The sequence below is a fragment of the Streptomyces venetus genome (assembly GCF_039540295.1).
GTDB lineage: Bacteria > Actinomycetota > Actinomycetes > Streptomycetales > Streptomycetaceae > Streptomyces > Streptomyces venetus.
In genome coordinates this window covers 230,920-254,293 of the sequence record NZ_BAABET010000003.1, presented here as the reverse complement: position 1 = coordinate 254,293, position 23,374 = coordinate 230,920, and the positions used below count along the sequence as shown (strand labels likewise).

Annotated in this window: 24 protein-coding genes; 16 read left to right on the top strand and 8 right to left on the bottom strand. The window is 72.5% G+C overall.

Annotation, left to right across the window (positions count from 1 at the left end):
- Nucleotides 1-73 precede the first annotated feature (73 nt).
- The 7 genes from ABEA82_RS10910 to ABEA82_RS10880 all read left to right on the top strand — a co-directional run bounded on the left by ABEA82_RS10910 (nt 74) and on the right by ABEA82_RS10880 (nt 7,726).
- Nucleotides 74-1,090 carry an alpha/beta hydrolase gene (locus ABEA82_RS10910; protein ID WP_345661192.1) on the top strand — a complete coding sequence of 339 codons (1,017 nt, stop codon included), beginning with the start codon at nt 74-76 and terminating at the stop codon, nt 1,088-1,090.
- Nucleotides 1,083-2,303 carry an acyltransferase family protein gene (locus ABEA82_RS10905; RefSeq protein WP_345661191.1) on the top strand — a complete coding sequence of 407 codons (1,221 nt, stop codon included), beginning with the start codon at nt 1,083-1,085 and terminating at the stop codon, nt 2,301-2,303. Before ABEA82_RS10910 ends, ABEA82_RS10905 begins: the two co-directional genes overlap by 8 nt.
- Nucleotides 2,296-3,675 (top strand): sensor histidine kinase, encoded by a 1,380-nt coding sequence (locus tag ABEA82_RS10900; protein WP_345661190.1) that lies wholly within the window; start codon nt 2,296-2,298, stop codon nt 3,673-3,675. The genes ABEA82_RS10905 and ABEA82_RS10900 overlap by 8 nt, the downstream gene beginning before the upstream one ends.
- Entirely contained in the window at nt 3,672-4,355 is a 684-nt protein-coding gene (locus ABEA82_RS10895) for a response regulator (protein WP_345661189.1), read from the top strand. The genes ABEA82_RS10900 and ABEA82_RS10895 overlap by 4 nt, the downstream gene beginning before the upstream one ends.
- Before the next feature lie 98 nt (nt 4,356-4,453).
- On the top strand, nt 4,454-5,797 hold the full coding sequence (locus ABEA82_RS10890) for a sensor histidine kinase (RefSeq protein ID WP_425588506.1): 1,344 nt from the start codon (nt 4,454-4,456) through the stop codon (nt 5,795-5,797).
- Nucleotides 5,794-6,459 carry a response regulator gene (locus ABEA82_RS10885; protein ID WP_345661188.1) on the top strand — a complete coding sequence of 222 codons (666 nt, stop codon included), beginning with the start codon at nt 5,794-5,796 and terminating at the stop codon, nt 6,457-6,459. Before ABEA82_RS10890 ends, ABEA82_RS10885 begins: the two co-directional genes overlap by 4 nt.
- A gap of 64 nt (nt 6,460-6,523) precedes the next feature.
- Entirely contained in the window at nt 6,524-7,726 is a 1,203-nt protein-coding gene (locus tag ABEA82_RS10880) for a cytochrome P450 (protein WP_345661187.1), read from the top strand.
- Here the strand turns inward: ABEA82_RS10880 and ABEA82_RS10875 are convergent.
- Genes ABEA82_RS10875 through ABEA82_RS10865 form a run of 3 tightly spaced genes read right to left on the bottom strand, consistent with a single transcriptional unit; the run spans nt 7,710 to nt 10,511 of the window.
- On the bottom strand, nt 7,710-7,934 hold the full coding sequence (locus ABEA82_RS10875) for a hypothetical protein (protein WP_345661186.1): 225 nt from the start codon (nt 7,932-7,934) through the stop codon (nt 7,710-7,712). The genes ABEA82_RS10880 and ABEA82_RS10875 overlap by 17 nt on opposite strands.
- A 49-nt stretch (nt 7,935-7,983) precedes the next feature.
- Nucleotides 7,984-9,618: an ABC transporter permease gene (locus ABEA82_RS10870; RefSeq protein WP_345661185.1), complete on the bottom strand. Its 1,635-nt coding sequence runs from the start codon at nt 9,616-9,618 to the stop codon at nt 7,984-7,986.
- On the bottom strand, nt 9,615-10,511 hold the full coding sequence (locus tag ABEA82_RS10865) for an ABC transporter ATP-binding protein (RefSeq protein ID WP_345661184.1): 897 nt from the start codon (nt 10,509-10,511) through the stop codon (nt 9,615-9,617). Before ABEA82_RS10865 ends, ABEA82_RS10870 begins: the two co-directional genes overlap by 4 nt.
- A 74-nt stretch (nt 10,512-10,585) precedes the next feature.
- Here ABEA82_RS10865 and ABEA82_RS10860 point away from each other — a divergent pair, with 74 nt between their 5' ends.
- Together ABEA82_RS10860 and ABEA82_RS10855 are read left to right on the top strand one after the other, a co-directional pair.
- Nucleotides 10,586-11,083 (top strand): GbsR/MarR family transcriptional regulator, encoded by a 498-nt coding sequence (locus ABEA82_RS10860; RefSeq protein ID WP_345661183.1) that lies wholly within the window; start codon nt 10,586-10,588, stop codon nt 11,081-11,083.
- Between the two features lie 53 nt (nt 11,084-11,136).
- Complete coding sequence (locus ABEA82_RS10855) at nt 11,137-11,736, top strand: Uma2 family endonuclease (protein ID WP_345661182.1); 600 nt, start codon at nt 11,137-11,139, stop codon at nt 11,734-11,736.
- A 1-nt stretch (nt 11,737) separates the two neighbouring features.
- On the opposite strand, the gene ABEA82_RS10850 is transcribed toward ABEA82_RS10855, so the two are convergent.
- Nucleotides 11,738-12,601, bottom strand: a complete 864-nt coding sequence (locus ABEA82_RS10850) for a diacylglycerol kinase family protein (RefSeq protein ID WP_345661181.1) — start codon at nt 12,599-12,601, stop codon at nt 11,738-11,740.
- Between the two features lie 184 nt (nt 12,602-12,785).
- On the opposite strand from ABEA82_RS10850, the gene ABEA82_RS10845 reads away from it, so the two are divergent.
- Nucleotides 12,786-14,069 (top strand): adenylosuccinate synthase, encoded by a 1,284-nt coding sequence (locus ABEA82_RS10845; protein ID WP_345661180.1) that lies wholly within the window; start codon nt 12,786-12,788, stop codon nt 14,067-14,069.
- Between the two features lie 237 nt (nt 14,070-14,306).
- Here ABEA82_RS10845 and ABEA82_RS10840 read toward each other — a convergent pair whose 3' ends face one another.
- From ABEA82_RS10840 to ABEA82_RS10830, 3 genes are all read right to left on the bottom strand, one after another.
- Nucleotides 14,307-14,957, bottom strand: a complete 651-nt coding sequence (locus ABEA82_RS10840) for a phospholipase D-like domain-containing protein (RefSeq protein WP_345661696.1) — start codon at nt 14,955-14,957, stop codon at nt 14,307-14,309.
- Nucleotides 14,958-15,078: 121 nt separating this feature from the next.
- Nucleotides 15,079-15,780, bottom strand: coding sequence for a GntR family transcriptional regulator (locus ABEA82_RS10835; protein WP_345661179.1), 702 nt, complete (start codon nt 15,778-15,780; stop codon nt 15,079-15,081).
- A gap of 118 nt (nt 15,781-15,898) precedes the next feature.
- Nucleotides 15,899-17,254, bottom strand: coding sequence for an aspartate aminotransferase family protein (locus ABEA82_RS10830; protein WP_345661178.1), 1,356 nt, complete (start codon nt 17,252-17,254; stop codon nt 15,899-15,901).
- Between the two features lie 169 nt (nt 17,255-17,423).
- Here ABEA82_RS10830 and ABEA82_RS10825 point away from each other — a divergent pair, with 169 nt between their 5' ends.
- The 3 genes from ABEA82_RS10825 to ABEA82_RS10815 all read left to right on the top strand — a co-directional run bounded on the left by ABEA82_RS10825 (nt 17,424) and on the right by ABEA82_RS10815 (nt 20,534).
- Nucleotides 17,424-18,029 carry a type 1 glutamine amidotransferase family protein gene (locus ABEA82_RS10825; RefSeq protein ID WP_345661177.1) on the top strand — a complete coding sequence of 202 codons (606 nt, stop codon included), beginning with the start codon at nt 17,424-17,426 and terminating at the stop codon, nt 18,027-18,029.
- A complete protein-coding gene (locus ABEA82_RS10820) occupies nt 18,026-18,502 on the top strand; it encodes a MarR family winged helix-turn-helix transcriptional regulator (protein ID WP_345661176.1) in 477 nt (158 codons plus the stop codon). The genes ABEA82_RS10825 and ABEA82_RS10820 overlap by 4 nt, the downstream gene beginning before the upstream one ends.
- Nucleotides 18,503-18,581: 79 nt before the next feature.
- Entirely contained in the window at nt 18,582-20,534 is a 1,953-nt protein-coding gene (locus ABEA82_RS10815) for a serine/threonine-protein kinase (protein ID WP_345661175.1), read from the top strand.
- An 89-nt stretch (nt 20,535-20,623) separates the two neighbouring features.
- On the opposite strand, the gene ABEA82_RS10810 is transcribed toward ABEA82_RS10815, so the two are convergent.
- On the bottom strand, nt 20,624-21,376 hold the full coding sequence (locus ABEA82_RS10810) for an SLATT domain-containing protein (RefSeq protein WP_345661174.1): 753 nt from the start codon (nt 21,374-21,376) through the stop codon (nt 20,624-20,626).
- 303 nt (nt 21,377-21,679) lie between these two features.
- On the opposite strand from ABEA82_RS10810, the gene ABEA82_RS10805 reads away from it, so the two are divergent.
- The 3 genes from ABEA82_RS10805 to ABEA82_RS10795 all read left to right on the top strand — a co-directional run bounded on the left by ABEA82_RS10805 (nt 21,680) and on the right by ABEA82_RS10795 (nt 23,366).
- Nucleotides 21,680-22,021 (top strand): YbaB/EbfC family nucleoid-associated protein, encoded by a 342-nt coding sequence (locus ABEA82_RS10805; protein ID WP_003991834.1) that lies wholly within the window; start codon nt 21,680-21,682, stop codon nt 22,019-22,021.
- 93 nt (nt 22,022-22,114) lie between these two features.
- A complete protein-coding gene (gene recR, locus ABEA82_RS10800; RefSeq protein WP_003991835.1) occupies nt 22,115-22,714 on the top strand; it encodes a recombination mediator RecR in 600 nt (199 codons plus the stop codon).
- Entirely contained in the window at nt 22,707-23,366 is a 660-nt protein-coding gene (locus tag ABEA82_RS10795) for a DUF5063 domain-containing protein (protein WP_345661173.1), read from the top strand. The genes recR and ABEA82_RS10795 overlap by 8 nt, the downstream gene beginning before the upstream one ends.
- Nucleotides 23,367-23,374 lie beyond the last annotated feature (8 nt).

The following is a 23,374-nucleotide window of genomic DNA, read 5'->3' as shown; positions in this document are numbered from 1 at the left end:
GGACGACGAGCCCCGCTCCATAGCTTTCCTTCCACGCGGACCCGATGGCCGGGTGCGGTGGAGGGGGACGGTCGTGAGGTTCGCATCGAGGTACCGCCGTGGCGAGGGGGTCCGGCGCCGCGCGGGCCGATGGCGCCACGCCGGACGGTGGCGGCGGGCCGCGCTCGCGGCGCTCGTCGCCGGTGCGGTGGTGCTCCCGCTCTCCGCGGCCGTGCGGCCTGAGATCCCGGCTCCGCCGCCCGCCTCGCTCGCCCCTCTCGACGCGTCGACGCTCGACGAGGCGTACGCGGCCAACCGTGCCAACGCCGCCGAGGCGGCCCGGACGGCAGCCGCCCACCACGACCGGGACCGCGCCGCGACGGACCGTTCCCTGGCCGCCCGGGCCCGGCATCTCCTCGCGTTCGACGGCCGCGGCTCCGGCCGGGTGACGGAGGTCCTGGGCGACCTCGCCCGGGCCGACCGCATCGCCGTCCTGGTCCCCGGCTCCGACACGAGCCTCGACACCTACGGCCGGTTCCGCGCGGCCGCCACCGCCCTGTACGGGCAGCTCGTCCGGCAGGCGCCGGGTACGCGCACCGCGGTCGTGGCCTGGCTGGGCTACGAGACGCCGGGCACGGTGAGCACGACGGTCACCACGACCGGCAGGGCGGAGCAGGCCGCCCCGCACCTGCGTGCGCTCGTCGCCGACCTGCGGGCCACAGCGGGCTCCGGATCGCGTATCTCGCTGCTGTGCCACTCGTACGGCTCGGTCGTCTGCGGCCGGGCCGCCGCCGGGCTCGCCGTCGACGACATCGCGCTCGTCGGCAGCCCCGGCACCGGCGCGGAGTCCGCCACCGCCCTGCACACCCGGGCCCGCGTCTGGGCGGCCCGGGGCGGCGACGACTGGGTGGCGAACGTCCCGCACGTCAGGACGAACCTGTTCGGGACCATCGTCGGCTTCGGCACCGACCCCGTCTCCCCGGCCTTCGGCGCCCGGGTCTTCACGGCGGGCGACGGCGGCCACAGCGACTACTTCCGCCCCGGCACGGCCTCCCTCACCAACCTGACCCGGATCGTTCTGGGCGAGACCAAGGCGGTGACCCATGACTGACACCGGCGTTCACGGCATGCGCGGCGTCCTGCGGCGCGGTGCCGGCCGTATCGACACGGCCACTCCTACGGCCACTCCGGCCGACCGCGACCGGGCTGTGGACGCCCTGCGCGCCGTCGCGGTCCTCGGGGTGGTGCTCGGCCACTGGCTGGTCACGGCCCTGGTCGCCGACGGCCCCTCCCTGCGCACCGCGAGCCCCCTCCAGCACATGCCCTGGCTCGCGCCCATTTCCTGGCTGTTCCAGACGCTCGCCGTGTTCTTCCTGGTCGGCGGCCATGTCGCCACCCGCAGCCATGCCTCGGCCCGCGCCCGTGGCGTCCCGTACCACCAGTGGCTGACGGGCCGTCTGAGCCGGTTGTTCAAGCCGGTCGCGGCTGTCCTCAGCCTGTGGACAGTGGTCGTGTTCGCCCTGCTGTTGTCCGGCGCCGAGTTCGGGACGGTGCGGACGCTGGTCAAACTGGCCCTGTCCCCCCTGTGGTTCCTGGTGGTGTTCGCCGCGCTGACGGCCGCGACCCCGCTGCTGACCCGGCTCAACCCGCTCTGGCCGCTGGCCGTCGTCCTGCACGTGGACCTTCTGCGCTTCGGCCTCGGCGGGCCCGCCTGGCTGGGCTGGGTGAATGTGGCGGCGGGCTGGCTGGTGCCCTACACGCTGGGCGCCGCCTGGACCCGGGGCGAGCTGGAGCGGCCTCGGGCGGGCTGGGTCCTGCTCGCCGGTGGCGCGGCGGCGACCGTGGCGCTGGTCGCGCTCGCGGGCTACCCGGCGTCGATGGTCGGCGTCCCCGGGGAGAGCATGTCCAACCTCGATCCGCCGACCCTGGCGGTCGTCACCTTCGGGCTGGCCCAGTGCGGTCTCGCCCTGCTGCTGCGCGAGCGACTGCGCCGCGCCATGGGCCGGCCCGTGGCGTGGGCGGCGGTGGCCCTCGTCAACCTCTCCGCGATGACCGTCTTCCTGTGGCATCAGACGGCCTTGATGGCCACCACGGCCACCGGCCTCCTCGCCGGCCGGCTCCCCGGCCTGCACACCCGGCCGGACGACCTCGGCTGGGTCGGGGCCCGGCTCCTGTGGCTGCCCGTGTTCGCCCTGGCGCTCGCGGTCTGCTGGGCCGCCTTCCGGTCCTTCGAGCAGGGCGGCGGCCGGGACCGCGCCTCGCGGGTGGTGCGGTCGCACCGCCCGTCCGGCCGGGGTACGGCGACCAAGGCGCGTCATGTCTAGGCTTAGCCGGGTGACGGACTCGGGGGTGGGCCGCGCGCTGCGCGCGCGTGTCGTGGGCTGGCTTCGGGTGCTGCGCGACGACCTGTGGACCGTCCGGGCGGATCCTCTGCCGCCCTCCACGTGGCTGCGCTGGCTGCCGCACGGCGTGCTGTGCCTGGCGGGGGTGCTCGGGATCACCCTGGGCGGCACGGCCGACATGCAGGACAACGGCCATCTGAGCTTCGGATCGGCCCTCCTGATCGCGGGCGCGCAGGGCGGCGCCGTGGTGCTGGGACTGTGGCGGCCGGTGCCGGCGTGGTGGCTGTCGATGGGCGCCTTCGTCACGGGCGCCTTCCTGCTCCACCGCCACCTGGGTATCGGCCTGGAGACCTACACCTGGCCCTGGACCGCGGCCGGGATCGTCGGCCTGCTGCTCGTGCTGCTGCTGCTCGCCCTGCGGGTGCCCACCCGGGCGGCGATAGCGGCGCTGGCCGTGACCGTGCTGGTCACCTTCGGCCTCGAGAGCCTGCTGACCGGGGAGGACTACGACGAGACGGGCGCGATCGCGGTCCCGCTGTCCGCCGTCGTCGTGGTCGTCGGCACCGCGCTGCGCGGCCGCCGCGAGGCCCGTGCGCAACTCGTCGAGCAGACCACGCTCACCGCCGAGGAGCGCACCCGGCGCACCCTGCTGGAGGAGCGCAGCCGTATCGCGCGGGAGCTGCACGACGTGGTGGCCCACCACATGTCGGTCATCTCCATCCAGGCCCAGGTCGCCCCGCACCTCGTCGAGAACCCGCCCGACGAGCTGCGGGAGAACCTCGCGGGCATCCGGCAGAACGCGCTGGAGGCGCTGACCGAGCTGCGCCGGGTGCTGGGCGTGCTGCGCTCGGAGCACCCCGGGCCGGGGGAGACGCCCGTCGGCCCGGGCGGCGACACCGTCGACCACGCCCCTCAGCCCACCCTCGACCGGCTCGAGGCGCTGGTGGAGAACACCCGGGCGGCCGGCCGTGAGGTCACCACCGAGATCAACGGCGAGCGGCGTCCGCTGCCGCCCGGCGTGGAGCTGTCGGCGTACCGGATCGTGCAGGAGGCGCTGAGCAACGTCCTGCGGCACGCGCCCGGCGCGAGCGCCAAGGTCCGCCTCACGTACCAGGCGGACGGTCTGGAGGTGGAGATAACCAACTCCCGGCCGACCGGGCCCGCGCCGCCGTCGACGGGGGCGGGGCACGGACTGCTCGGGATGCGGGAGCGCGTCGCGATGCTCGGTGGCACCATGACGGCGCACCCGTGGCACTGGGACGGCTTCAAGGTCACCGCGTTCCTTCCCGACACTCCGCCCGCCGACGGCCCGGGCACCGACCACCCCACGGCCCCCAGGAGAGGAACCTCATGACGAGCGGCACCGGCGACCCCATCCGGGTCCTCATCGTCGACGACCAGGCGATGGTCCGGCAGGGCTTCACCGTGCTGCTCGGCACCCAGCCCGACATAGAGGTCGTCGGCGAGGCGAAGGACGGTGAGGGCGGTGTCGCGAAGGCCGCCGAGACCGCCCCGGACGTCGTGCTGATGGACATCCGCATGCCCGGGATCGGCGGCATCGAGGCCACCGAGCGCATCACGTCCGCGCACCCGGACATCAGGGTGCTGGTGCTCACCACCTTCGACCTCGACGAGTACGTGTACGACGCGCTGCGCGCCGGAGCCTCCGGGTTCCTGCTGAAGGACGCCTCGTCCGACCAGCTCGCCGAGGCGGTCCGGGTGATCGCGGCCGGGGACGCGCTGCTCGCCCCGGGCATCACCCGCAAGCTGATCGCCGAGTTCTCCCGGCTGGACGACCGGCCCCGCACCCCGCTCAAGGAACGGATCGGTGACCTGACGGAGCGGGAGACGGAGGTGCTCGCCCTGATCGCGCAGGGCCTGTCGAACGCGGAGATCGCCCGGCACCTCTTCGTCGCCGAGCAGACGGTGAAGACGCACGTGGGCCGGATCCTGGTGAAGCTCGGTCTGCGGGACCGGACGCAGGCGGCGGTGTTCGCCTACGAGTCGGGGCTGGTGCGTCCGTCGGGGTACTGAGGGGCGGCCGGTGTGCCCCCGTAGTACCTGAGGGGGACTCCGTGGAACCCCTCTCACTGGGGACGACCGGGACCCGGGCCCCGCTTACCGTTCTGTACGTGACCGAGACGACTCACATGCAGACCACGCCGCCAGGGGGCGGGAGCAAGCCGCGCAGCCCGGAGTACCGGGTGGCGGTGGACTCCCTGCGCGGGCTGCGGCAGGACCTCCTCCATGACGCCTTCGCCTACCGGCCGCTGCCGGGCCGCCGCACGGACGGGCGGATCGTCCGCCGGCTGCCGGGCCGCCTGCGGGAGTACGCGACCTGGCTCCCGCACGCCCTGATCACCGCGGCGGCCCTGATCGCCCTGGCCTTCTCCACGGTCGACGCCAGCGGCCCGGGCCTGCTGCTCGGTCTGCTGTGTGCGATTCCCGTGCTGCTGACCATGGTGCGGCCGGTCGGCGCGTTCTGGGCGTCCATGGTCTCCACCCCGATCGCCTCCGTGCTGGGAGGCCGCTGGGGCGAATGGCCCTGGACGCCCGGCAGCTTCGTCTGCCATCTGACCGTGCTGACGGTCGTGGCGATACGCACCAGGCCGCGCACGGCGGCGTGGATGTGGGCGCTGACGGCGCTGTACGCCGCCCTCGCGGACACCGGCATCGGCCCCACCTACTACGAGTACGGCAGCAACTCCGGCGCCATGCTGGTCGTATCGGCCCTGGCCCTGCTCTGCGTCACCGTGTGGCACATCCGCCGCCACGCGGAGCAGGAGGTCACCGCCCAGCAGACGGTCACCGCGCACGAGCGTTCCCGCCGCACCCTGCTGGAGGAGCGCACGACGATCGCCCGCGAGCTGCACGACGTCGTCGCCCACCACATGTCGGTGGTCGCCATCCAGGCGGAGGCCGCGCCCTACCGGGTGGAGAACCCGCCGCCGGAGCTGGAGAAGGCGTTCGCCACGATCCGGGAGAACGCGGTGGCGGCCCTGACGGAACTGCGCCGCGTCCTGGGCGTCGTCCGCGCCGAGGACTACGAGGCCCCGGACGCCCCGCAGCCGACCCTCGCCGACCTGGAGGTCCTGCTGGCCAATGTGCGGGAGGCCGGGCTGAGCGTCGACAAGGTGGTGACCGGCGCGGTGCGCGAGCTGCCGCAGGGCGTGGAGCTGTCGGCGTACCGCATCGTGCAGGAGGCGCTGAGCAACACCCTGCGGCACGCGCCGGGCGCGACCGCCCGGGTCGAGATCGGGTACGTTCTCGGCGGCCTGGGCCTGCGCATCGTCAACGGCCCGCCGCCGAACCCGAGCCTGATCAAGCCCTCGCCCGGCGCGGGCCACGGCATCACGGGCATGCGGGAGCGCGTGTCGATGCTGAGCGGCGAGATGACGGCGGGCGCCACGGACGACGGAGGCTACGAGGTGGCGGTGTTCCTGCCGGTCGCCCTGCCGGACGAGGGTGACGCATGACCATCCGCGTGCTGATCGCCGACGACCAGATGATGGTGCGCGAGGGTTTCTCGGTCCTGCTGAACGCGATGCCCGACATCGAGGTGGTCGGCGAGGCGGTGAACGGCCGGGAGGCCGTCGCCAGGGTCCGCGAACTCGCCCCGGACGTCGTGCTGATGGACATCCGCATGCCCGAGCTGAACGGCATCGAGGCGACCCGCGAGATCGTCGCCGCCGACGGTGCGGCGAAGGTGCTGGTGCTCACCACCTTCGACCTGGACGAGTACGTGTACCAGGCGCTGCGCGCGGGAGCCTCCGGCTTCCTCCTCAAGGACGCCTCGGCCCGCCAGCTCGCCGACGGGGTACGGGTGGTGGCGTCCGGGGAGGCGCTGCTGGCCCCGTCGGTGACCAGGCGCCTGATCACCGAGTTCTCCAAGCTGTCCGAGACCCCGCGTCTCATGCCCTCCGCACAGGCGGCGTACGGGGATCTCACCGAGCGGGAGACGGAGGTGCTGGTCCTGATCGCGCAGGGCCTGTCGAACGCGGAGATCGCGGAGCGGCTGGTGGTCGCCGAGTCGACGATCAAGACGCACGTCAGCCGGATCCTGGTGAAGCTGGGGCTGAGGGACCGCACGCAGGCGGCGGTGTTCGCGTACGAGGCGCGGCTGGTGACGCCGGGCTAGCCGGGACGCCGCCCGCAGGGAACACCCCTGGTCAGTGAAGGGGATGTGGGGCTAGCGTCCCGGCATGGCTGCCTTCGACCCGTGGGACCCGGCGTTCCTCGCCGACCCGTATCCCGCCTATGCCGAGCTGCGTGCCCAGGGCCGCGTGCACTATTTCGAGCCGACGGACCAGTGGCTCGTCCCGCACCACGCGGACGTCTCGGCGCTGCTGCGCGACCGGCGCCTGGGCCGGACGTACCAGCACCGGTTCACCCACGAGGAGTTCGGCCGCACCGCGCCCCCGCCGGAGCACGAGCCGTTCCACACGCTCAACGACCACGGCATGCTCGACCTGGAGCCGCCGGACCACACCCGGATCCGGCGCCTGGTGTCGAAGGCGTTCACCCCGCGCACGGTGGAGCGGCTGAAGCCGTATGTGCGCGGGCTGGCCGACGAGCTGGCGTCGGCGCTGGTCGCGGCCGGCGGGGGCGACCTGCTGAAGGACGTGGCCGAACCCCTCCCCGTCGCCGTCATCGCCGAGATGCTCGGCATCCCGGAGTCCGACCGCGCCCCGCTGCGCCCCTGGTCGGCGGAGATCTGCGGGATGTACGAACTGAACCCGTCCGAGGAGACGGCGGCGAAGGCGGTCAGGGCGTCGGTGGAGTTCTCCGACTACCTGCGGGAGCTGATCGCGGCCCGCCGCGAGGAACCGGGCGATGACCTCATCTCCGGTCTCATCGCGGCCCACGACGAGGGCGACCGCCTCACCGAGCAGGAGATGATCTCGACGGCGGTCCTCCTGCTGAACGCCGGCCACGAGGCCACGGTGAACGCCACGGTCAACGGCTGGTACGCCCTGTTCCGCGACGAGGCGCAGCTGTCGGCCCTGCGCGCCGACCACTCCCTGGTCCCCGCGGCGGTCGAGGAGCTGATGCGCTACGACACCCCGCTTCAGCTTTTCGAACGCTGGGTCCTGGACGAGATCGAGATCGCCGGTACGACGATCCCGCGCGGCGCGGAAGTCGCCCTGCTCTTCGGCTCCGCCAACCACGACCCGACCGTGTTCAAGAACCCGGACCGCCTCGACCTGACCCGCCCCGACAACCCCCACATCTCCTTCAGCGCGGGCATCCACTACTGCATCGGCGCGCCGTTGGCCCGGATCGAGCTGGCGGCCTCCATGACGGCCCTCCTGGAGAAGGCCCCCGCACTCCGCCTCGCCCAGGAGCCCCAGCGGAAGCCGAACTTCGTGATCCGGGGTCTTGAGGGGCTCAGCGTCGCGGTCTGAGACGCCGGAGCAGGGCCCAGGACGCCAGGGCGGCGGCGACCCCGCCGAGGATCGCCAGCGGCAGTTCGGCGTAGAGCACGGACCAGTCCGGGGCCGCCTCGAACCGCCAGAGCCGCTTCCGGACGTCGACGGCCCACACCGCGAGTCCCGCGCCCGCACCGATGACCGCGGTCAGACATCCCGCCGCGGCCTGCGTACGTTGCCCCATGCCCGGCATGGACGTACGCGGGCCGCTTCGCGGTTCCCGGCTCCTCTGCTCAGGTCGTCATGTCCCGGCGCCGCAGCCCCGCCAGTCCGGTGGCCACCAGCACCACCGCCAGCCCCAGCAGGACCAGCACCGGCCCCCACTCCATCTGCCCGCCCGGCAGCTTCGGCAGATGCCCGAACGGCGAGACGTCCAGCACCGCCCGGGGTGCGTCCAGGGCCGGTCCGACCCAGCCGATCAGCAGGACCGCCCCCGCGACACCCCATGTCGCCACGGCCGCCCGGGGCACCACCCCGTGCAGCAGGACCGCCACTCCGCCGATCACCCACACCGCCGGCAGCTGCACCAGGCACGCCCCCAGGATCGGGCCGATCTCCTTGCGGTAGCCGACGGCGAAGCCGAGGCCGGCCAGGAGCATGATGAGCGCCGCACCGCCGAAGGCGATCACCAGGTGCCCGGCGGCCCAGCGGAGGCGGCCGACCGCGTTCGCGAGGAGCGGTTCCGCCCGGCTAGACGTCTCCTCGCCGTGCAGCCGCAGCACGGAGGCGACGATGTAGAGCGCCGCGACCAGGCCGAGCATCCCCACCATCGACGCCAGGAAGGCGTCCGTCAGCCCGGACTGCCCGCCCATCCGCTCGAAGATCCGCCGGGCGCCCTCGTTGTCGCCGACCAGGTCGGCCGCGCCCTCGGTCATGCCGCCGTAGACGACCCCGGCGAGGAAGAAGCCGATGCTCCAGCCCAGCACGCTGCCCCGCTGCAACCGCCAGGCCAGGGCGCCGGCGGTGCCCAGACGGCCGGTCGCCGGGCCGGGGCGGGTGGGCAGGAAGCTCATGCCGATGTCCCGGCGCCCGGCCAGCCCGTAGGCCACCGCGCCCTGGAGGCCGACCGCCCCGGCGAGCAGCGCCAGCACCCACCAGCGTTCGTCCGCAAAGGGCCGCAGGTACTCCAGCCACCCGAGCGGCGACAGCCACGTCAGCACCGACGAGCCTTCCCCGGTGCCGAAAGTCTGGGAGGTGCCCCCAGCCGTGCCCGAGTCGCCCGCCGCGCGGAGCACGAACGCGGCGCCCAGCACCGCCGACGTCAGCCCCCGGGCCAGCCGTGCGCTCTCCGTGAGCTGGGCGACGATCGCCGCCATCGTGGCGAAGACCATCCCCACCCCGGCGATCCCGAGTCCCAGGGCCAGGGCGCCGGTCGTGCCCTGGCCGGACAGGCCCGCCGTCACGAGCAGCGCCAGGGCCGCGTTCGCGACCGCCGCCGCCAGCAGGGCCGCCGTGAGGGAGGCCCGGCGGCCCACCATCCCGGACGCCACCAGCTCCTGACGGCCGCTCTCCTCCTCGTCCCGGGTGTGCCGTACGACGACCAGCAGGCTCGTCACGGCGGCCAGGGCGCCCACGTAGACGCCGACCCGCCAGGCCGTCAGGGCGCCCAGCGAGTCGCCGAAGACGGGGCCGATCATCGCGCGCAGCGAGGAGTTGGTCTCCATCTGGCGGATCAGGTCGGCGCGTTCGGCCGCAGTGCCGTACAGGCCCTCCAGCGTGCCGGGCATGGACAGGACCATCAGGGCGTTGACCCCGACCCACACCGGGATCATCAGCCGGTCGCGGCGCAGCGCGAACCGCAGCAGCGTGCCCGTACCGGCCAGTTGGCGGGAGCTCGCGGGCCGCACGGCGAAGGCGGTGGTCGTCATCGGGCGGCCGCCTCGTCCTGGTAGTGCCGCAGGAACAGCTCCTCCAGCGTGGGCGGCGTCGACGTCAGCGACCGCACACCCGACTCGCTCAGGGAGCGCAGGACGCCGTCCAGCCGGTCGGTGTCGACCTGGAGGCGGACGCGGCGGCCCCGCACGTCGAGGTCGTGCACACCGGGCAGCGCCGACAGGCCGTTGAGCGGGCCCGCGAGTTCGGCGACGACGCTGGTGCGGGTCAGGTGCCGCAGGTCGGCGAGCGACCCGCTCTCGACCGTACGGCCCTTGCGGATGATGCTCACCCGGTCGCACAGCTCCTCGACCTCGCTGAGGATGTGGGAGGAGAGCAGGATCGTGCGGCCCCGGTCGCGCTCCTCGGCGACGCACCGCTGGAAGACCTCCTCCATCAGCGGGTCCAGGCCCGAGGTCGGCTCGTCCAGGATCAGCAGGTCGACGTCGGAGGCGAACGCGGCGACCAGGGCGACCTTCTGACGGTTGCCCTTGGAGTACGTGCGGCCCTTCTTTGTGGGGTCGAGTTCGAACCGCTCGATCAGTTCCGCCCGCCGCCCCGCGTCCAGCCCTCCGCGCAGCCGGCCGTACAGGTCGATGACCTCGCCGCCGGAGAGGTTGCGCCACAGCGTCACGTCCCCGGGGACGTAGGCGATACGGCGGTGCACCTCGACCGCGTCCGCCCAGGGGTCCCGGCCGAGCACCTGCGCGGCGCCCGAGTCGGCGCGCAGCAGCCCGAGCAGGACCCGGATGGCGGTGGACTTCCCGGCGCCGTTCGGGCCGAGGAAGCCGTGGACCTCGCCGGAGGCGACCTCCAGGTCGAGCCCGTCGAGTGCGTGCGTCCGCCCGAAGGACTTGTGCAGCCCGGAGACGGTGATGGCCTTCGTCATGCTTCAGAACGTACGCTTCATTCAGAAATTTGTGAAGTTAAGGAAGCCTATGAATCCCGGATAGGATGAACCGCATGACGGAATCAGCCAGGAGCGCGCGGGACGCGGAGGCCGTGTCGAGGTTCGTCGAGTCCTTCGCGGCACAGCTCGTCGAGGCCGGGATGCCCCGGATGCCCGCCCGGGTGTTCGCCGCGCTGCTCTCCTCCGACGAGGGGTCGATGACCTCCGCCGACCTGGGGGACCAGTTGCGCATCAGCCCCGCCGCGGTGTCCGGGGCGGTGCGCTACCTGGCCCAGACGCACATGGTCTCGCGCGAACGGGAGCCGGGCTCGCGCCGCGAGCGCTACCGGGTGCGCGGCGACCAGTGGTACGAGGCCCTGACCAACCGCGAGGCCGTCCTCAAGCGCTGGGAAGGGGCCCTGCGGGAGGGTGTCACCAGCCTGGGCGCCGACACCCCGGCCGGCCGCCGCATGGCCGAGACGCTCGCGTTCTTCGAGTTCGTCGAGAGGGAGGTCGTCGACATGATGGAGCGCTGGCGGCTGTACCGGGAGAAGACGTTCGGGCCGGAGTGACCGGCTGACTACACTGAGTGGCGAGTGGTCCGCATCAAAGGGGAGGGCGCATCATGACACTCATGGCAGAGCGACCGGTGATGAGCGGCACCAGGCCTCACAGCGGCTTCGAGGAACTCTTGCACCTCCTCGACGAGCTGAACGTGCCCGACGGCTACAAGGCCGAGATCGTCAGGGGGAGCATCGTCGTGTCGCCGTGGTCGAAGGGGTACTACCTCGAAGTCATGGAGTTGGTCTGTGACCAGTTGCGGCCGCATCTGCCCAACGGGCACAGGATCAGTTACGGGCCGTTTCTGTACGTCTTCCCCGGCTTTGAGTCCGCCTACGGCCCCGACGTTCACGCAGCCCACCGTCACGCTCACCGGACCACGAGCAACCAGCTCGACGGCGAAGCCCTGTCCTTCGTGGCCGAGCTGACCTCCCCCTCCACCCGGACCGATGACCTCACCGACAAGGCCGAGGTCTACGGCAGGGCCGGTGTCCCCGTCTACCTGGTCCTCGACATGCAGGAGCAGCAGGCCATCGTCTACGGGTCCCCGTCGGCGAAGGGATACGAGCTCCGGCTCTCCAAGCCCTTCGGTGAGAAGCTCGACATCCCGGAGCCGTTCGGCTGCACCCTCGACACCGCCGGATTCCAGACTCCCGAGAGCTGACTCACTCCGCCGCCGGCACCGTCAGCCCCCAGGCCCCTTCCCGCACCCTCCACGTCCGGGTCCGGACCGGGCCCGAGACCACCGTGTCCGCCCGGTAGCGGAAGTGGGCGCCCGAGACGGTCACCGTGCGGCCCTCCGCCAGCAGGGGAGAGGCCTCGGCGCCGACCGACACCGGCCTGACCTCCACCGACGCGATCCCTGCGGGGCCGGGTGCCACCGAGACCGCCTCCACCGGCTGGTCGAGGTCGACGAGGGTCTCGCCGTCGACCTCGACCCGCAGCCGGGACGGGCCGGGTTCCGGTGGTGAGTCGAGGCGGGGCGGGCGGCCCGCCGGGACCAGTGTGCGGACCAGCGACTGGCAGGTCCGCAGCCAGGGGCGGCCCGGGACCGGCTCGGCATCCGGTGCCTCCGGTCCCGTCGGCAACGGCGGTATCCGCAGCGCGCCCAGCACCACCCCGTCGCTGTCGTCGACCATCAGGTCCATCCGCCGCTCGACCCCGTCGAGCACCGCCCGGGCCGCCGCCACCGTCCCCGGCGGCACCCCCAGCGAGCGGGCGAGGGACAGCGCGCTCCCGACCGGCACCACCGACAGTGCGCATCCGGCCAGCTCCCGGTGCCGGTGCAGCAGCGCCACCGCGCGGATCAGGGCCCGGTCGTCACCCACCACCACCGGGCGCCGCGAGCCCCGCCGGGCCAGCGCCCGGGCGAACTCCTCCGGCCCTTCCGGCAGGCACAGCTTCACCGCCGCACCCGCTCCGAGCACGTCTTTCGCGATCCGTACGGACTCGCCGTCCGACCGACGGGCGACCGGGTCGACCACCACCAGCAGCTGCTCGGACGTCGTGGAAGTCGCCACCTCGGCCATGCCTCGCTTCCTCGGGTAGCATCTTTGTGCAAGAGCCCCTTGCGCTATTGCGCCAGGGGCTTCGTCTATTCCGGGGCATCCGGTCCGACGGTTGGCGGCCAACGGCGGTCGCGGTGCACGCGGCGGAGACCTCCGCGTTCGCCCTCGACCATGGACATGCCCCGCCCGGAAGGGGTGTACGCGCGTGCCCGCACTTGTGCTGCTCGGTGCTCAGTGGGGTGACGAAGGCAAGGGAAAGGCCACCGACCTGCTCGGTGGTTCGGTGGACTATGTAGTGCGCTACCAGGGCGGCAACAACGCCGGCCACACGGTGGTCGTGGGTGACCAGAAGTACGCCCTCCACCTCCTCCCTTCCGGAATCCTGTCCCCCGGCTGCACGCCGGTCATCGGTAACGGCGTCGTCGTCGACCCGTCGGTCCTGCTCTCCGAGCTGAGCGGTCTGAACGAGCGTGGTGTCGACACCTCCAAGCTCCTCCTCAGCGGAAACGCGCACATCATCACGCCGTACAACGTCACGGTCGACAAGGTGACCGAGCGCTTCCTCGGCAAGCGGAAGATCGGCACCACCGGGCGCGGTATCGGCCCGACCTACGCCGACAAGATCAACCGCGTCGGCATCCGTGTGCAGGACCTGTACGACGAGTCGATCCTCACGCAGAAGGTCGAGGCGGCCCTCGACGTCAAGAACCAGGTCCTCACCAAGCTCTACAACCGGCGCGCCATCGCCGTGGACCAGGTGGTCGAGGAACTGCTGGGCTACGCCGACAAGCTCGCGCCGTACGTCGCCGACACCGTGCTGGTGCTCAACCAGGCGCTGGAGGAGGAGAAGGTCGTCCTGTTCGAGGGCGGCCAGGGCACGCTCCTCGACATCGACCACGGCACGTACCCCTTCGTCACCTCCTCGAACCCGACCGCGGGCGGCGCCTGCACCGGTGCCGGGGTCGGCCCGACGAAGATCAGCCGGGTCATCGGCATCCTCAAGGCGTACACGACCCGGGTCGGCGCCGGTCCGTTCCCGACGGAGCTGTTCGACGAGGACGGCGAGGCGCTGCGCCGTATCGGCGGGGAGCGCGGTGTCACCACCGGCCGTGACCGCCGCTGCGGCTGGTTCGACGCGGTGATCGCCCGCTACGCGACCCGCGTGAACGGCCTCACCGACTTCTTCCTCACCAAGCTCGACGTCCTCACGGGCTGGGAGCAGATCCCGGTCTGCGTGGCGTACGAGATCGACGGCAAGCGCGTCGAGGAGCTCCCGTACTCCCAGACCGACTTCCACCACGCCAAGCCGGTCTACGAGATGCTGCCGGGCTGGAGCGAGGACATCAGCAAGGCCAAGTCCTTCTCCGACCTGCCGAAGAATGCCCAGGCGTACGTGAAGGCGCTGGAGGAGATGTCCGGCGCCCCGATCTCCGCGATCGGCGTGGGCCCGGGCCGGGACGAGACGATCGAGATCAACTCGTTCCTCTAGTCCCACCTCGCCCCACCTCCACCGGCGGCCGGCTCTCTTGCGAGAGCCGGCCGTCGCCGTGCTGCGCCCCCGGGGTGAGGCCCTGCGCCTACGCACCGCCGAGCATGTCGTCCTCGTCGAAACCGAGTTCGTCCTCGATGCCCAGTTCCTCCGCCGCGTGCCACCGCAGGGCGTCGGGCCATGAGCCCGGTTCGCTCTGCCTGCCCACTCCGGGCCACGGGCGCGGGCGGGACCTGCTCAGCTGAACACGATCATCGACCCCTGCGCCAGGCTCCGCGTCACCGCCGCGTGCAGCCCCAGCCACACGTGGCGTTCGCGGGCGAAGGGGCTGGGGTCGTACGGGGCGGGGACGGCGGGTTCCTCCAGTTCCGTGGGGGCGAGCGGTGGCTGGGGGGCCGCCGGCGGGTTGGCCGGGTCGATGCCGAGGGCGGGGGCCACCACCTCCAGTTCCCGCAGCAGGGCGTGCGAGGAACCGAGGGGGCCGCCGCCCGCGAGCAGGTCGTCGTCGGCGAGCGGGCTGGGGAAGTCGACGGGGACGTACGCGCCCGCGTGGTCGTAGTGCCAGACCAGGTGCGACTGCTGGGCCGTCGACTCGAACATCTCCAGCAACTGCTCGTAGTCGCCGCCGAGTTCGTCCACGGGTGTCACCGGCAGGCCGCACACCTGGAGCAGGTAGGCGCGGCGCAGGAAGTGCAGCGCGTCGTAGTCGAAGCCCGCGACCGGGGCGACGTCGCCCGACAGCCCCGGCATGTACTGGTACACCGGCACCGGCGGCAGCCCGGCCTCGGCGAGCACCTTGTTGTATTGCGCGAGTTCCTCGGCGAACGGGTTGTCCGGCGTGTGGCACAACACGTCCACGAGCGGTACCAGCCACAGGTCACAGGCCAAAGAAGGCTCCTCGCTCAGCTCGGTGGTCGGGTGGCGCGGTGAGCAGAAAGGGTATCGGTGCTGCACGGCAGTGGCTCCTGTCGTGCATGTCCCATACCCAGACGAACGGGCGCGACGCGGGTCATCCGGAGGCGAGTCGCTCGATCAGGGCGATCGAGTGGGCGTTGTAGCCGGCGATGATCGACCGGGCGGTGACCGTGTCGCGGGCCCCCAGGGCGTCGACCAGCGAGGTGTGGCCGGTCCACAGCTCGCCGCGCAGGTCGCTGAGCCGGCGCAGGTGCTGCACCGCGCACACCCAGGTCTGGACGCGCAGCCGGTGCAGGAAGTCGCCCAGGTAGGCGTTGCCGAAGAGGGCGGTGAGCTCGCGCCAGTAGCGCAGGTCGTAGCCGATGAGCACGGTGAGGTCCCCGGCCGCGGCCGCCCGCTGCGACTCCTCGCCGCGCCGCCGGACCCCGGCGAGGGTGGCGGTGACCCGGGGATCGTCGGGCTGGAGAGCGGCGCGCTGCCCGGAGGTGAGGGCGTGGAACATCCCCTCGATGACGAGGTCACGGGCCTCGATCATGCCGCGGAAGTCCTCGACCGAGTACTCGTGGACCCGGAAGCCGCGATGCTGGTCCGCGTCGAGGAGCCCCTGCGCGGAGAGGTCGACCAGCGCCTCCCGTACCGGCGTGGCGGACACCCCGTACTGCTCGGCGATCTCCTTGACCGTGAACTCCTGCCCCGGCTGGAGCCGCCCGGCCAGCACCTCGTCACGAAGGGCGTCGGCGATCTGCTGCCGCAGGGTGCTGCGCGTCACGGAGCCGTTGCCGGTGCTGGCGGGCATGGTCAGGGCGTCTCCCTCGTCGCGTTCGGGTGGCGTGCACGTATATGTCTACGAGCACGTCACCTTACGCGTTCGAACACGCCGCGAGGTTGTCCGTTACTGACGGGTTTACAGATGTTTACTGCGTGTATTCGTCCGCCACGGAGAGCGCGGCGTCGAGCACCCCGAGCCCCTCCTTGAGCTCCGCCTCGCCGATGTTGCACGGCGGCACCACGTGGGTCCGGTTCATGTTCACGAACGGCCACAGCCCGCCGTCCTTCGCGGCGGCGGCGAAGGCGGCCATCGGCGCGTTCGCCTCCCCGGCCGCGTTGTAGGGCACCAGCGGCTCCCGGGTCTCCCGGTCGCGGACCAGCTCCAGCGCCCAGAACATGCCGGTGCCGCGCACCTCGCCCACGCTCGGGTGCCGCTCGGCGAGCGCCCGCAGTTCCGGTTCGAGGACGGAGGCGCCCAGCCGGGCCGCGTTCTCGACGATGCCCTCCTCCGCCATGACGTTGATCGTCGCCACGGCCGCCGCGCAGGCCAGCGGGTGCCCGGAGTACGTCAGACCGCCCGGGTAGGGCCGCTTGCCGAAGGTCTCCGCGATGGCGCCGGAGATCGCGACACCGCCGAGCGGCACGTACCCGCTGTTCACGCCCTTGGCGAAGGTCAGCAGGTCGGGCGTGACGTCGAACAGGTCCGCCGCGAACCACTCACCGGTCCGTCCGAACCCGGCCATGACCTCGTCCAGGACGAAGACGATCCCGTACTTGTCGCACAGCTCGCGCACCCCCGCGAGGTAGCCGGGCGGCGGGACCATGATCCCGGCCGTCCCCGGGATGGTCTCCAGGATGATCGCCGCGACGGTCGAGGGTCCCTCGAAGGCGATCGTCGTCTCCAGGTGCTCCAGTGCCCGCGCGCACTCCTGCTCCTCGGTCTCGGCGTAGAAGCGGGTGCGGTAGAGGTAGGGCGCCCAGAAGTGCACGACCCCGGCCGTGCCGCTGTCGGAGGCCCAGCGGCGCGGGTCGCCGGTGATGTTCACGGCCTGCTGCGTGCCGCCGTGGTACGAGCGGTACGCCGAGAGCACCTTCGGGCGGCCGGTGTGCAGGCGCGCCATACGGATGGCGTGCTCGACGGCGTCGGCGCCGCCGTTGGTGAAGAAGATCTTGTCCAGGTCGCCCGGGGTGCGCTCGGCGATCAGCCGGGCCGCCTCGGACCGTGCCTCGATGGCGAACGCGGGCGCGAAGGTCGTCATCGTCGCGGCCTGCTCCTGGATCGCGGCGACGACCTTCGGGTGCTGGTAGCCGATGTTCGTGTAGACGAGACCGCTGGAGAAGTCGAGGTAGCGCCGGCCGTCGTAGTCCCAGAAGTACGACCCCTCCGCCCCGGCGACGGCGAGCGGGTCGATGAGCTCCTGCGCGGACCAGGAGTGGAACACGTGGTCACGGTCGGCGGCCTTGACGGCGGCGCCGGCTTCGGGGTTCGGCTGAGGGGTCATGCGGGCGAGCGTAGGCATGCGGGGAGCGGGCGGGAAATCGGCGTCGTGTGTGAGGTCTGGGCGTTTCCGCGACAGGTTGTCGACGGGAAGGTGGCGCCCGGAGGACCTATTGACAACATGCTGTCCAATCGACAGCATGTTGTCATACACGGGATCCTCAGGAGGCGCCATGAGCAGCAAGCCCGTCCATCTCGCCGTCTACGACACCCTCGCCGACTGGGAGACCGGCCACGCCACGGCCCAGCTCGCCCGCTCCGGCCACCCGATCCGGACCGTCGGCCCCTCCACGGACCCGGTCACCAGCATCGGCGGGCTGCGCATCCAGCCCGACCTCGCCCTGGACGACGTCCGGCCCGAGGACAGCGCGCTGCTGATCCTCCCGGGGGCGGACCTCTGGGACACCGGCGAGACCCTGGCCCCCTTCGCCCGCGAGGCCCGGCGGTTCCTCGACGCGGGCGTGCCGGTCGCCGCGATCTGCGGAGCCACCGCCGGACTGGCCCGCGAGGGACTGCTCGACGACCGGGCCCACACCAGCGCCGTCTCCTTCTACCTGGCCGCGACCGGCTACGCGGGCGGCGAGCGGTACGTCGAGGCCGACGCCGTCACCGACGGCGGCCTGGTCACGGCCGGTCCGACCGAACCCGTCGCCTTCGCCCGGGAGATCTTCCGGCTGCTCGGGCTGTACGAGGAGGACGTGCTCGACGCCTGGTACCGGCTGTTCCACGACTCCGACCCGGCGGCGTACCCGGTACTGGAGAAGGCCGGGGCGCTGTGAGCCGGGAGCGGCAGGACCTGTTCAGCCGCAGCGCCCTCGGGGCGTTCCGGCTGAACGGCCAGTTCCTCGCCGTGGCGGAGGAACTGGCCCGGCCCGCCGGGCTCACCGCCGCCTGGTGGCAGGTGCTCGGCGCGGTCCTCGGCGAACCGCTGCCCGTCTCCGGCATCGCCCGCGCGATGGGCATCACACGGCAGAGCGTGCAGCGCATCGCCGACCTGCTGGTGCGGCGCGGGCTCGCCGAGTACCGGCCGAACCCCGCGCACCGCCGCGCCAAGCTCCTCGCGCCGACCGAGGAGGGGCGTGCGGCGATCGCCCGTATCGGCCCGGGACACGCGGCCTTCGCCGACCGGCTGGCGGAGGAGTTCGGGGAGGCGGAGCTGGCGGAGGCGGTGCGGACGCTGGAGCGGCTGTCGGCGGTGCTGGACCAGGTGGGGCTGCCCGGAGACGGGCCCCCGCCCGTTACGGAACCGTAGACGTCGCCCAGGTCACCCCGCCCCGGCCCCGCACTATTCTCGATCTGTTGCTCACGTGTGGGGGGAAGGCGGCTGAGCGATGGAGAAACTGGGGGCCGGGGATCCACTGAGGATCGGTGCGTACCGGCTGATGGCGCGGCTCGGTGCGGGGGGCATGGGGCAGGTCTATCTGGCCCGTTCCGAGCGGGGCCGTACGGTCGCGGTGAAACTCGTCCGTGAGGAACTGGCCGCGCAGGAGGAGTTCCGGGAGCGGTTCCGGCAGGAGGTCCAGGCCGCGCGGCGGGTCGGCGGGTACTGGACGGCGCCGGTGCTGGACACGGACACCGAGGCGGCCGTGCCCTGGGTCGCCACCGGGTACGTCGCCGGACCGAGCCTCCAGCAGGTCGTCGGGCACGACCACGGAGCCCTGCCCGAGCGGACCGTCCGCATCCTCGCGGCCGGGCTCGCGCACGCGCTCAAGGACATCCACGCCGCCGGCATCGTCCACCGCGACCTCAAGCCGTCCAACGTGCTGGTCACCATCGACGGCCCGCGCGTCATCGACTTCGGCATCGCGCGGGCCCTGGAGACCGTGACGGACGGCGGGCTCACCCGCACCGGGGCGCTCGTCGGATCGCCCGGTTTCATGGCGCCCGAGCAGGTGCGGGGCGACCGCATCACACCGGCGTGCGACGTCTTCTGCCTCGGCTCGGTCCTCGCCTACGCCGCCACCGGCGCCCTGCCCTTCGGCACCGCGGGCAGCGGTGTGCACGCGCTGATGTTCCGTATCGCCCAGGAGGAACCGGACCTGGAGGGCGTCCCCGAGGGCATCGCCGACCTGGTGCGCGACTGTCTGCGCAAGGATCCCGCCGCTCGCCCGTCCCTCGACCGCGTCCTGGAACGCACGGGCGCGGACGACACCGTCTCCGACGGCCGCGCCCTCGACCCCTGGCTGCCCAGTGCCCTCGTCGCCCAACTCGGGCGGCACGCGGTGCGGTTGCTGGACACGGAGGGTCCGCAGGGGGGCGGCTCCGCCGGGGGAGCGGATTCTCCTGAGCCTCCTGGTGACCGGCACGGGGCAGGCCCCGACGAGAACCCCGGCCCCGACGCGACACCCGAACACGCCCCCGCCGCCGACGAGTCGTCACCGCACACCGCGCCGCCGGAACCGCCTCCGCCGGGCCGCCCGGGGGAGGGCCCGCCGCTGAACCATCTGCCCACCATGGTCGTGGGCCAGGGCACCCCCGCCCCGGCGCCGTCCCCCGCCCCGAGCACCCCGCCCCACCCGCAGACGCCCCCGCACCCGCACCCGGCGTACGGCTACCCCCAGCAACACCCGCACCAGCAGCCGCAACAGCACCCCCAGCCCGGCATCCCGGGGGCAGCCCCGGCGTACCACCCCGGCTACGGCGGCCTCGGCTCCACCCCGCCCTACGGCCCGCCCCCGTACGGCACGGCCCCGCCGTACGGCCCGCCCCAGGAGCCGCCGAGGAGCGGCCGGTCCACCGCGCTGCTCGTCGTGATCGCCCTGGTCGTCGCGCTGGCCGCGGGCGGATCGGTGTACGCGCTGATGCGGGGCGGCACCGGCGACAAGGCCGCCGACGACCCCACTCCCTCGCGCAGTGCCGGCACGCCCCAGGCCGCCGGCCCGTCCCCGGCGTCCTCGCAGCCGGGCGACCCGTCCTCACCGGTGAACGGCACGATCCCGACCGGATACCTGGGCACCTGGACCACCACCATCGACAACCCCGACGGGCAGCACACCCGCAGCCTCACCATCCAGCAGGGCGAGCCCGGCGACACGGTCCTGTCCCTCGTGGCGGACGGCCCCACGAACGGGGGCGGCACCTACCACTGCGTCTTCGAGGGCGAACTGACCGACACCCCCGACGCCGACGGCCCGCTGCGGATCGGCCCGTCCACCGTGACCGTCGGACAACCCCGCACCGCCTGCACCCCGGGCGCGGCGACCGAGGTCACCCTCCAGCCGGACGGCACGCTCCAGCGAGTGAACACCAGCAGCGGCGAGAAGCTGACGTACACCAAGCAGTGACCAACTCGCCCTTCCTGGAGAGCTGTTGAACGTCCGGTGGGGTCGAGCGTCTCGGCCCCACCGGACGTCGGAGGCGGATCACCGCCACGTCACCTGGGCTCCGGCGGCCGCTGCCGGGGCATGTTCGGCCTGGCGCTCCCGGGCGGCGCGGAGAACCGCCCGTTCACACCCCCCACCTCGGCCCCTCGCCCGCTCCCGGAGAACACCACCGCCTGCGTCCCCGCCGGGGCGGCCCTGCTGCGGAACTCCCCGGCCCACTCCGCCGTCTCCCCCCGCACCAGCTCGCTCAGGTCCTCGGAGAACCTCCGCAACACCCCGAGACACCGCTCGGCAGCCTCACCGGCCGTCCCCTCCGTCGGGCCCAGGACCTCCCGCACACTCTCCGCCGCCCAGTCGAACTGGAGCGCCTGCAACCGCCGCTGCACGGCCTGCGCGGTGGCCACGTCCCGCATCCAGCCCGACGTCACCCCGAAGTACCGGTCGGCGGCGACGCACGCCACCCCCAGCAGCAGCGCCAGACACCCCCAGGGCGCGATACCGCCCGCGGCGCCGGTCAGGTCCAGCAAGGGCAGCGCGACCCCGATCACCGCTCCGGCCGCCGCCCCGCAGCGCAGCGCCCGCGCACCCCGCCGCTTCCACACCCGGTCCTCGAGGTACCAGGCCGCCGTCCGCAGCGCCCCGAGCTCCACCCAGCGGTACAGCTCGTCCAGCCGTGCCGCCGGCTCGCCCCAGTCCCCGAGCGGAAAGGGCCGCCCGGTCAGATCGCCCGGCCGCAGCCGGGCCGCCCCCTCGCCCCGTCCGTCCTGCGGCGGCCCCTCGGGCTGCATCTCCGGCTGACCCACCCGGCACTCCCTACTGACCACGCTGCGTGACAAACGACACACATGACGCATAAGTCGCATAAGACGCACGCGTCGCTCCTGACCCACACGACACGGAATGCCTGCCTCCTGACGCGCCGGACCCTTCCTACCCCTCAGCCGGTGGCGAAGATGTAGCTTTCGCCGCTTTTCCGCCCGGAAGTATTCCTTGATCGGTTATCGGGCGCGAGCGGAACTCACTCGAAAGAGTGCTGGGGCGACGGCAGGCTCGACCACGTAGGCTCGTGCCGAACGGGAAAACCCGTACCGAGCAAGGAGCTGATCGTGATCCCCGGTGGTGGCCAGCCCAACATGCAGCAGCTGCTCCAGCAGGCCCAGAAGATGCAACAGGACCTGGCTCAGGCGCAGGAGGAACTGGCGCAGACGGAGGTCGACGGAAAGGCGGGCGGTGGCCTCGTGACCGCGACCGTCACCGGCGCCGGTGAACTGCGCGCCCTGAAGATCGACCCGAAGGCGGTGGACCCCGAGGACACCGAGACCCTCGCCGATCTGGTCGTGGCGGCCGTCCAGGCGGCCAACGAGAACGCGCAGGCGCTCCAGCAGCAGAAACTGGGCCCCCTCGCGCAGGGTCTGGGCGGCGGCGGCATCCCCGGCCTGCCGTTCTGAAACGCCTACCGCCTTCCTCCGACGGGCGGCTGACAACTACGGTACGTACGGGACGGTGCGTACCGACCTCGAGGACCCAGGAAGGGCAGTCCGTTGTACGAAGGCGTGGTCCAGGACCTGATCGACGAGCTGGGGCGGCTGCCCGGCGTCGGTCCGAAGAGCGCCCAGCGGATCGCCTTCCACATCCTGCAAGCGGAGCCGACGGACGTACGACGGCTCGCCCAGGCCCTCATGGAGGTCAAGGCGAAGGTCCGCTTCTGCGCGACGTGCGGCAACGTCGCGCAGGAGGAGCTGTGCAACATCTGCCGCGACACCCGGCGCGACCCCGCGGTCATCTGCGTGGTGGAGGAGCCGAAGGACGTCGTGGCGATCGAGCGCACACGTGAGTTCAGGGGCAGATACCACGTACTCGGCGGCGCGATCAGCCCGATCGACGGCGTGGGGCCGGACGACCTGCGGATCAGGGAACTCCTGGCCCGCCTGGCCGACGGCACGGTCACGGAGCTGATCCTCGCCACCGACCCGAATCTCGAAGGCGAGGCGACAGCCACGTACCTCGCCCGCATGATCAAGCCCATGGGCCTGAAGGTCACCCGCCTGGCCAGCGGCCTCCCGGTGGGTGGTGACCTGGAATACGCGGACGAGGTGACTCTCGGCCGCGCCTTCGAGGGGAGACGACTCCTAGATGTCTGACGCCACGCTGCACGCGACCGACCAGAACCCGGACGACTTCGCGGTCCAGATCGCGGACCAGATCGAGAGTTTCCTGGTCGCCGTCACGGAGGTCGCGAAGGGCGACGAGCCGGAATCGGCGGTTCCCTTCCTCCTCCTGGAGGTCTCCCAACTCCTCCTGGCGGGCGGCCGGCTCGGCGCGCACGAGGACATCGTGCCGGACGAGCGCTACGAGCCCGACTCGGGCCCGGAGCCGGACGTGGACGAGCTCCGGGAGAACCTGGTCCGCCTCCTCGACCCGATCGACGTCTACTCGGAGGTCTTCGACCCCTACGAGCCCCGCAAGGCCCCGGTCCCGGCCCGCATTTCCGACGACCTGGCGGACGTCATCACCGACCTCCGCCACGGCATGTCCCACTACCGCGCGGGCCGCACCACGGAGGCCCTGTGGTGGTGGCAGTTCTCCTACTTCTCCAACTGGGGCTCCACCGCCTCGGCGACCCTCCGGGCCCTCCAGTCGGTCCTCGCCCACGTCCGCCTCGACCAGCCCCTGGCCGAACTGGACGGCCTGGACACGGACCAGGGCATGGGCGACGACACCCTGGAGTTCGAGGCGGGCCGGGTCATGGCGGAGGAGATCGCCCACCCCTTGGGCATCCGCCCCGCCAAGTAGCCGCCGGC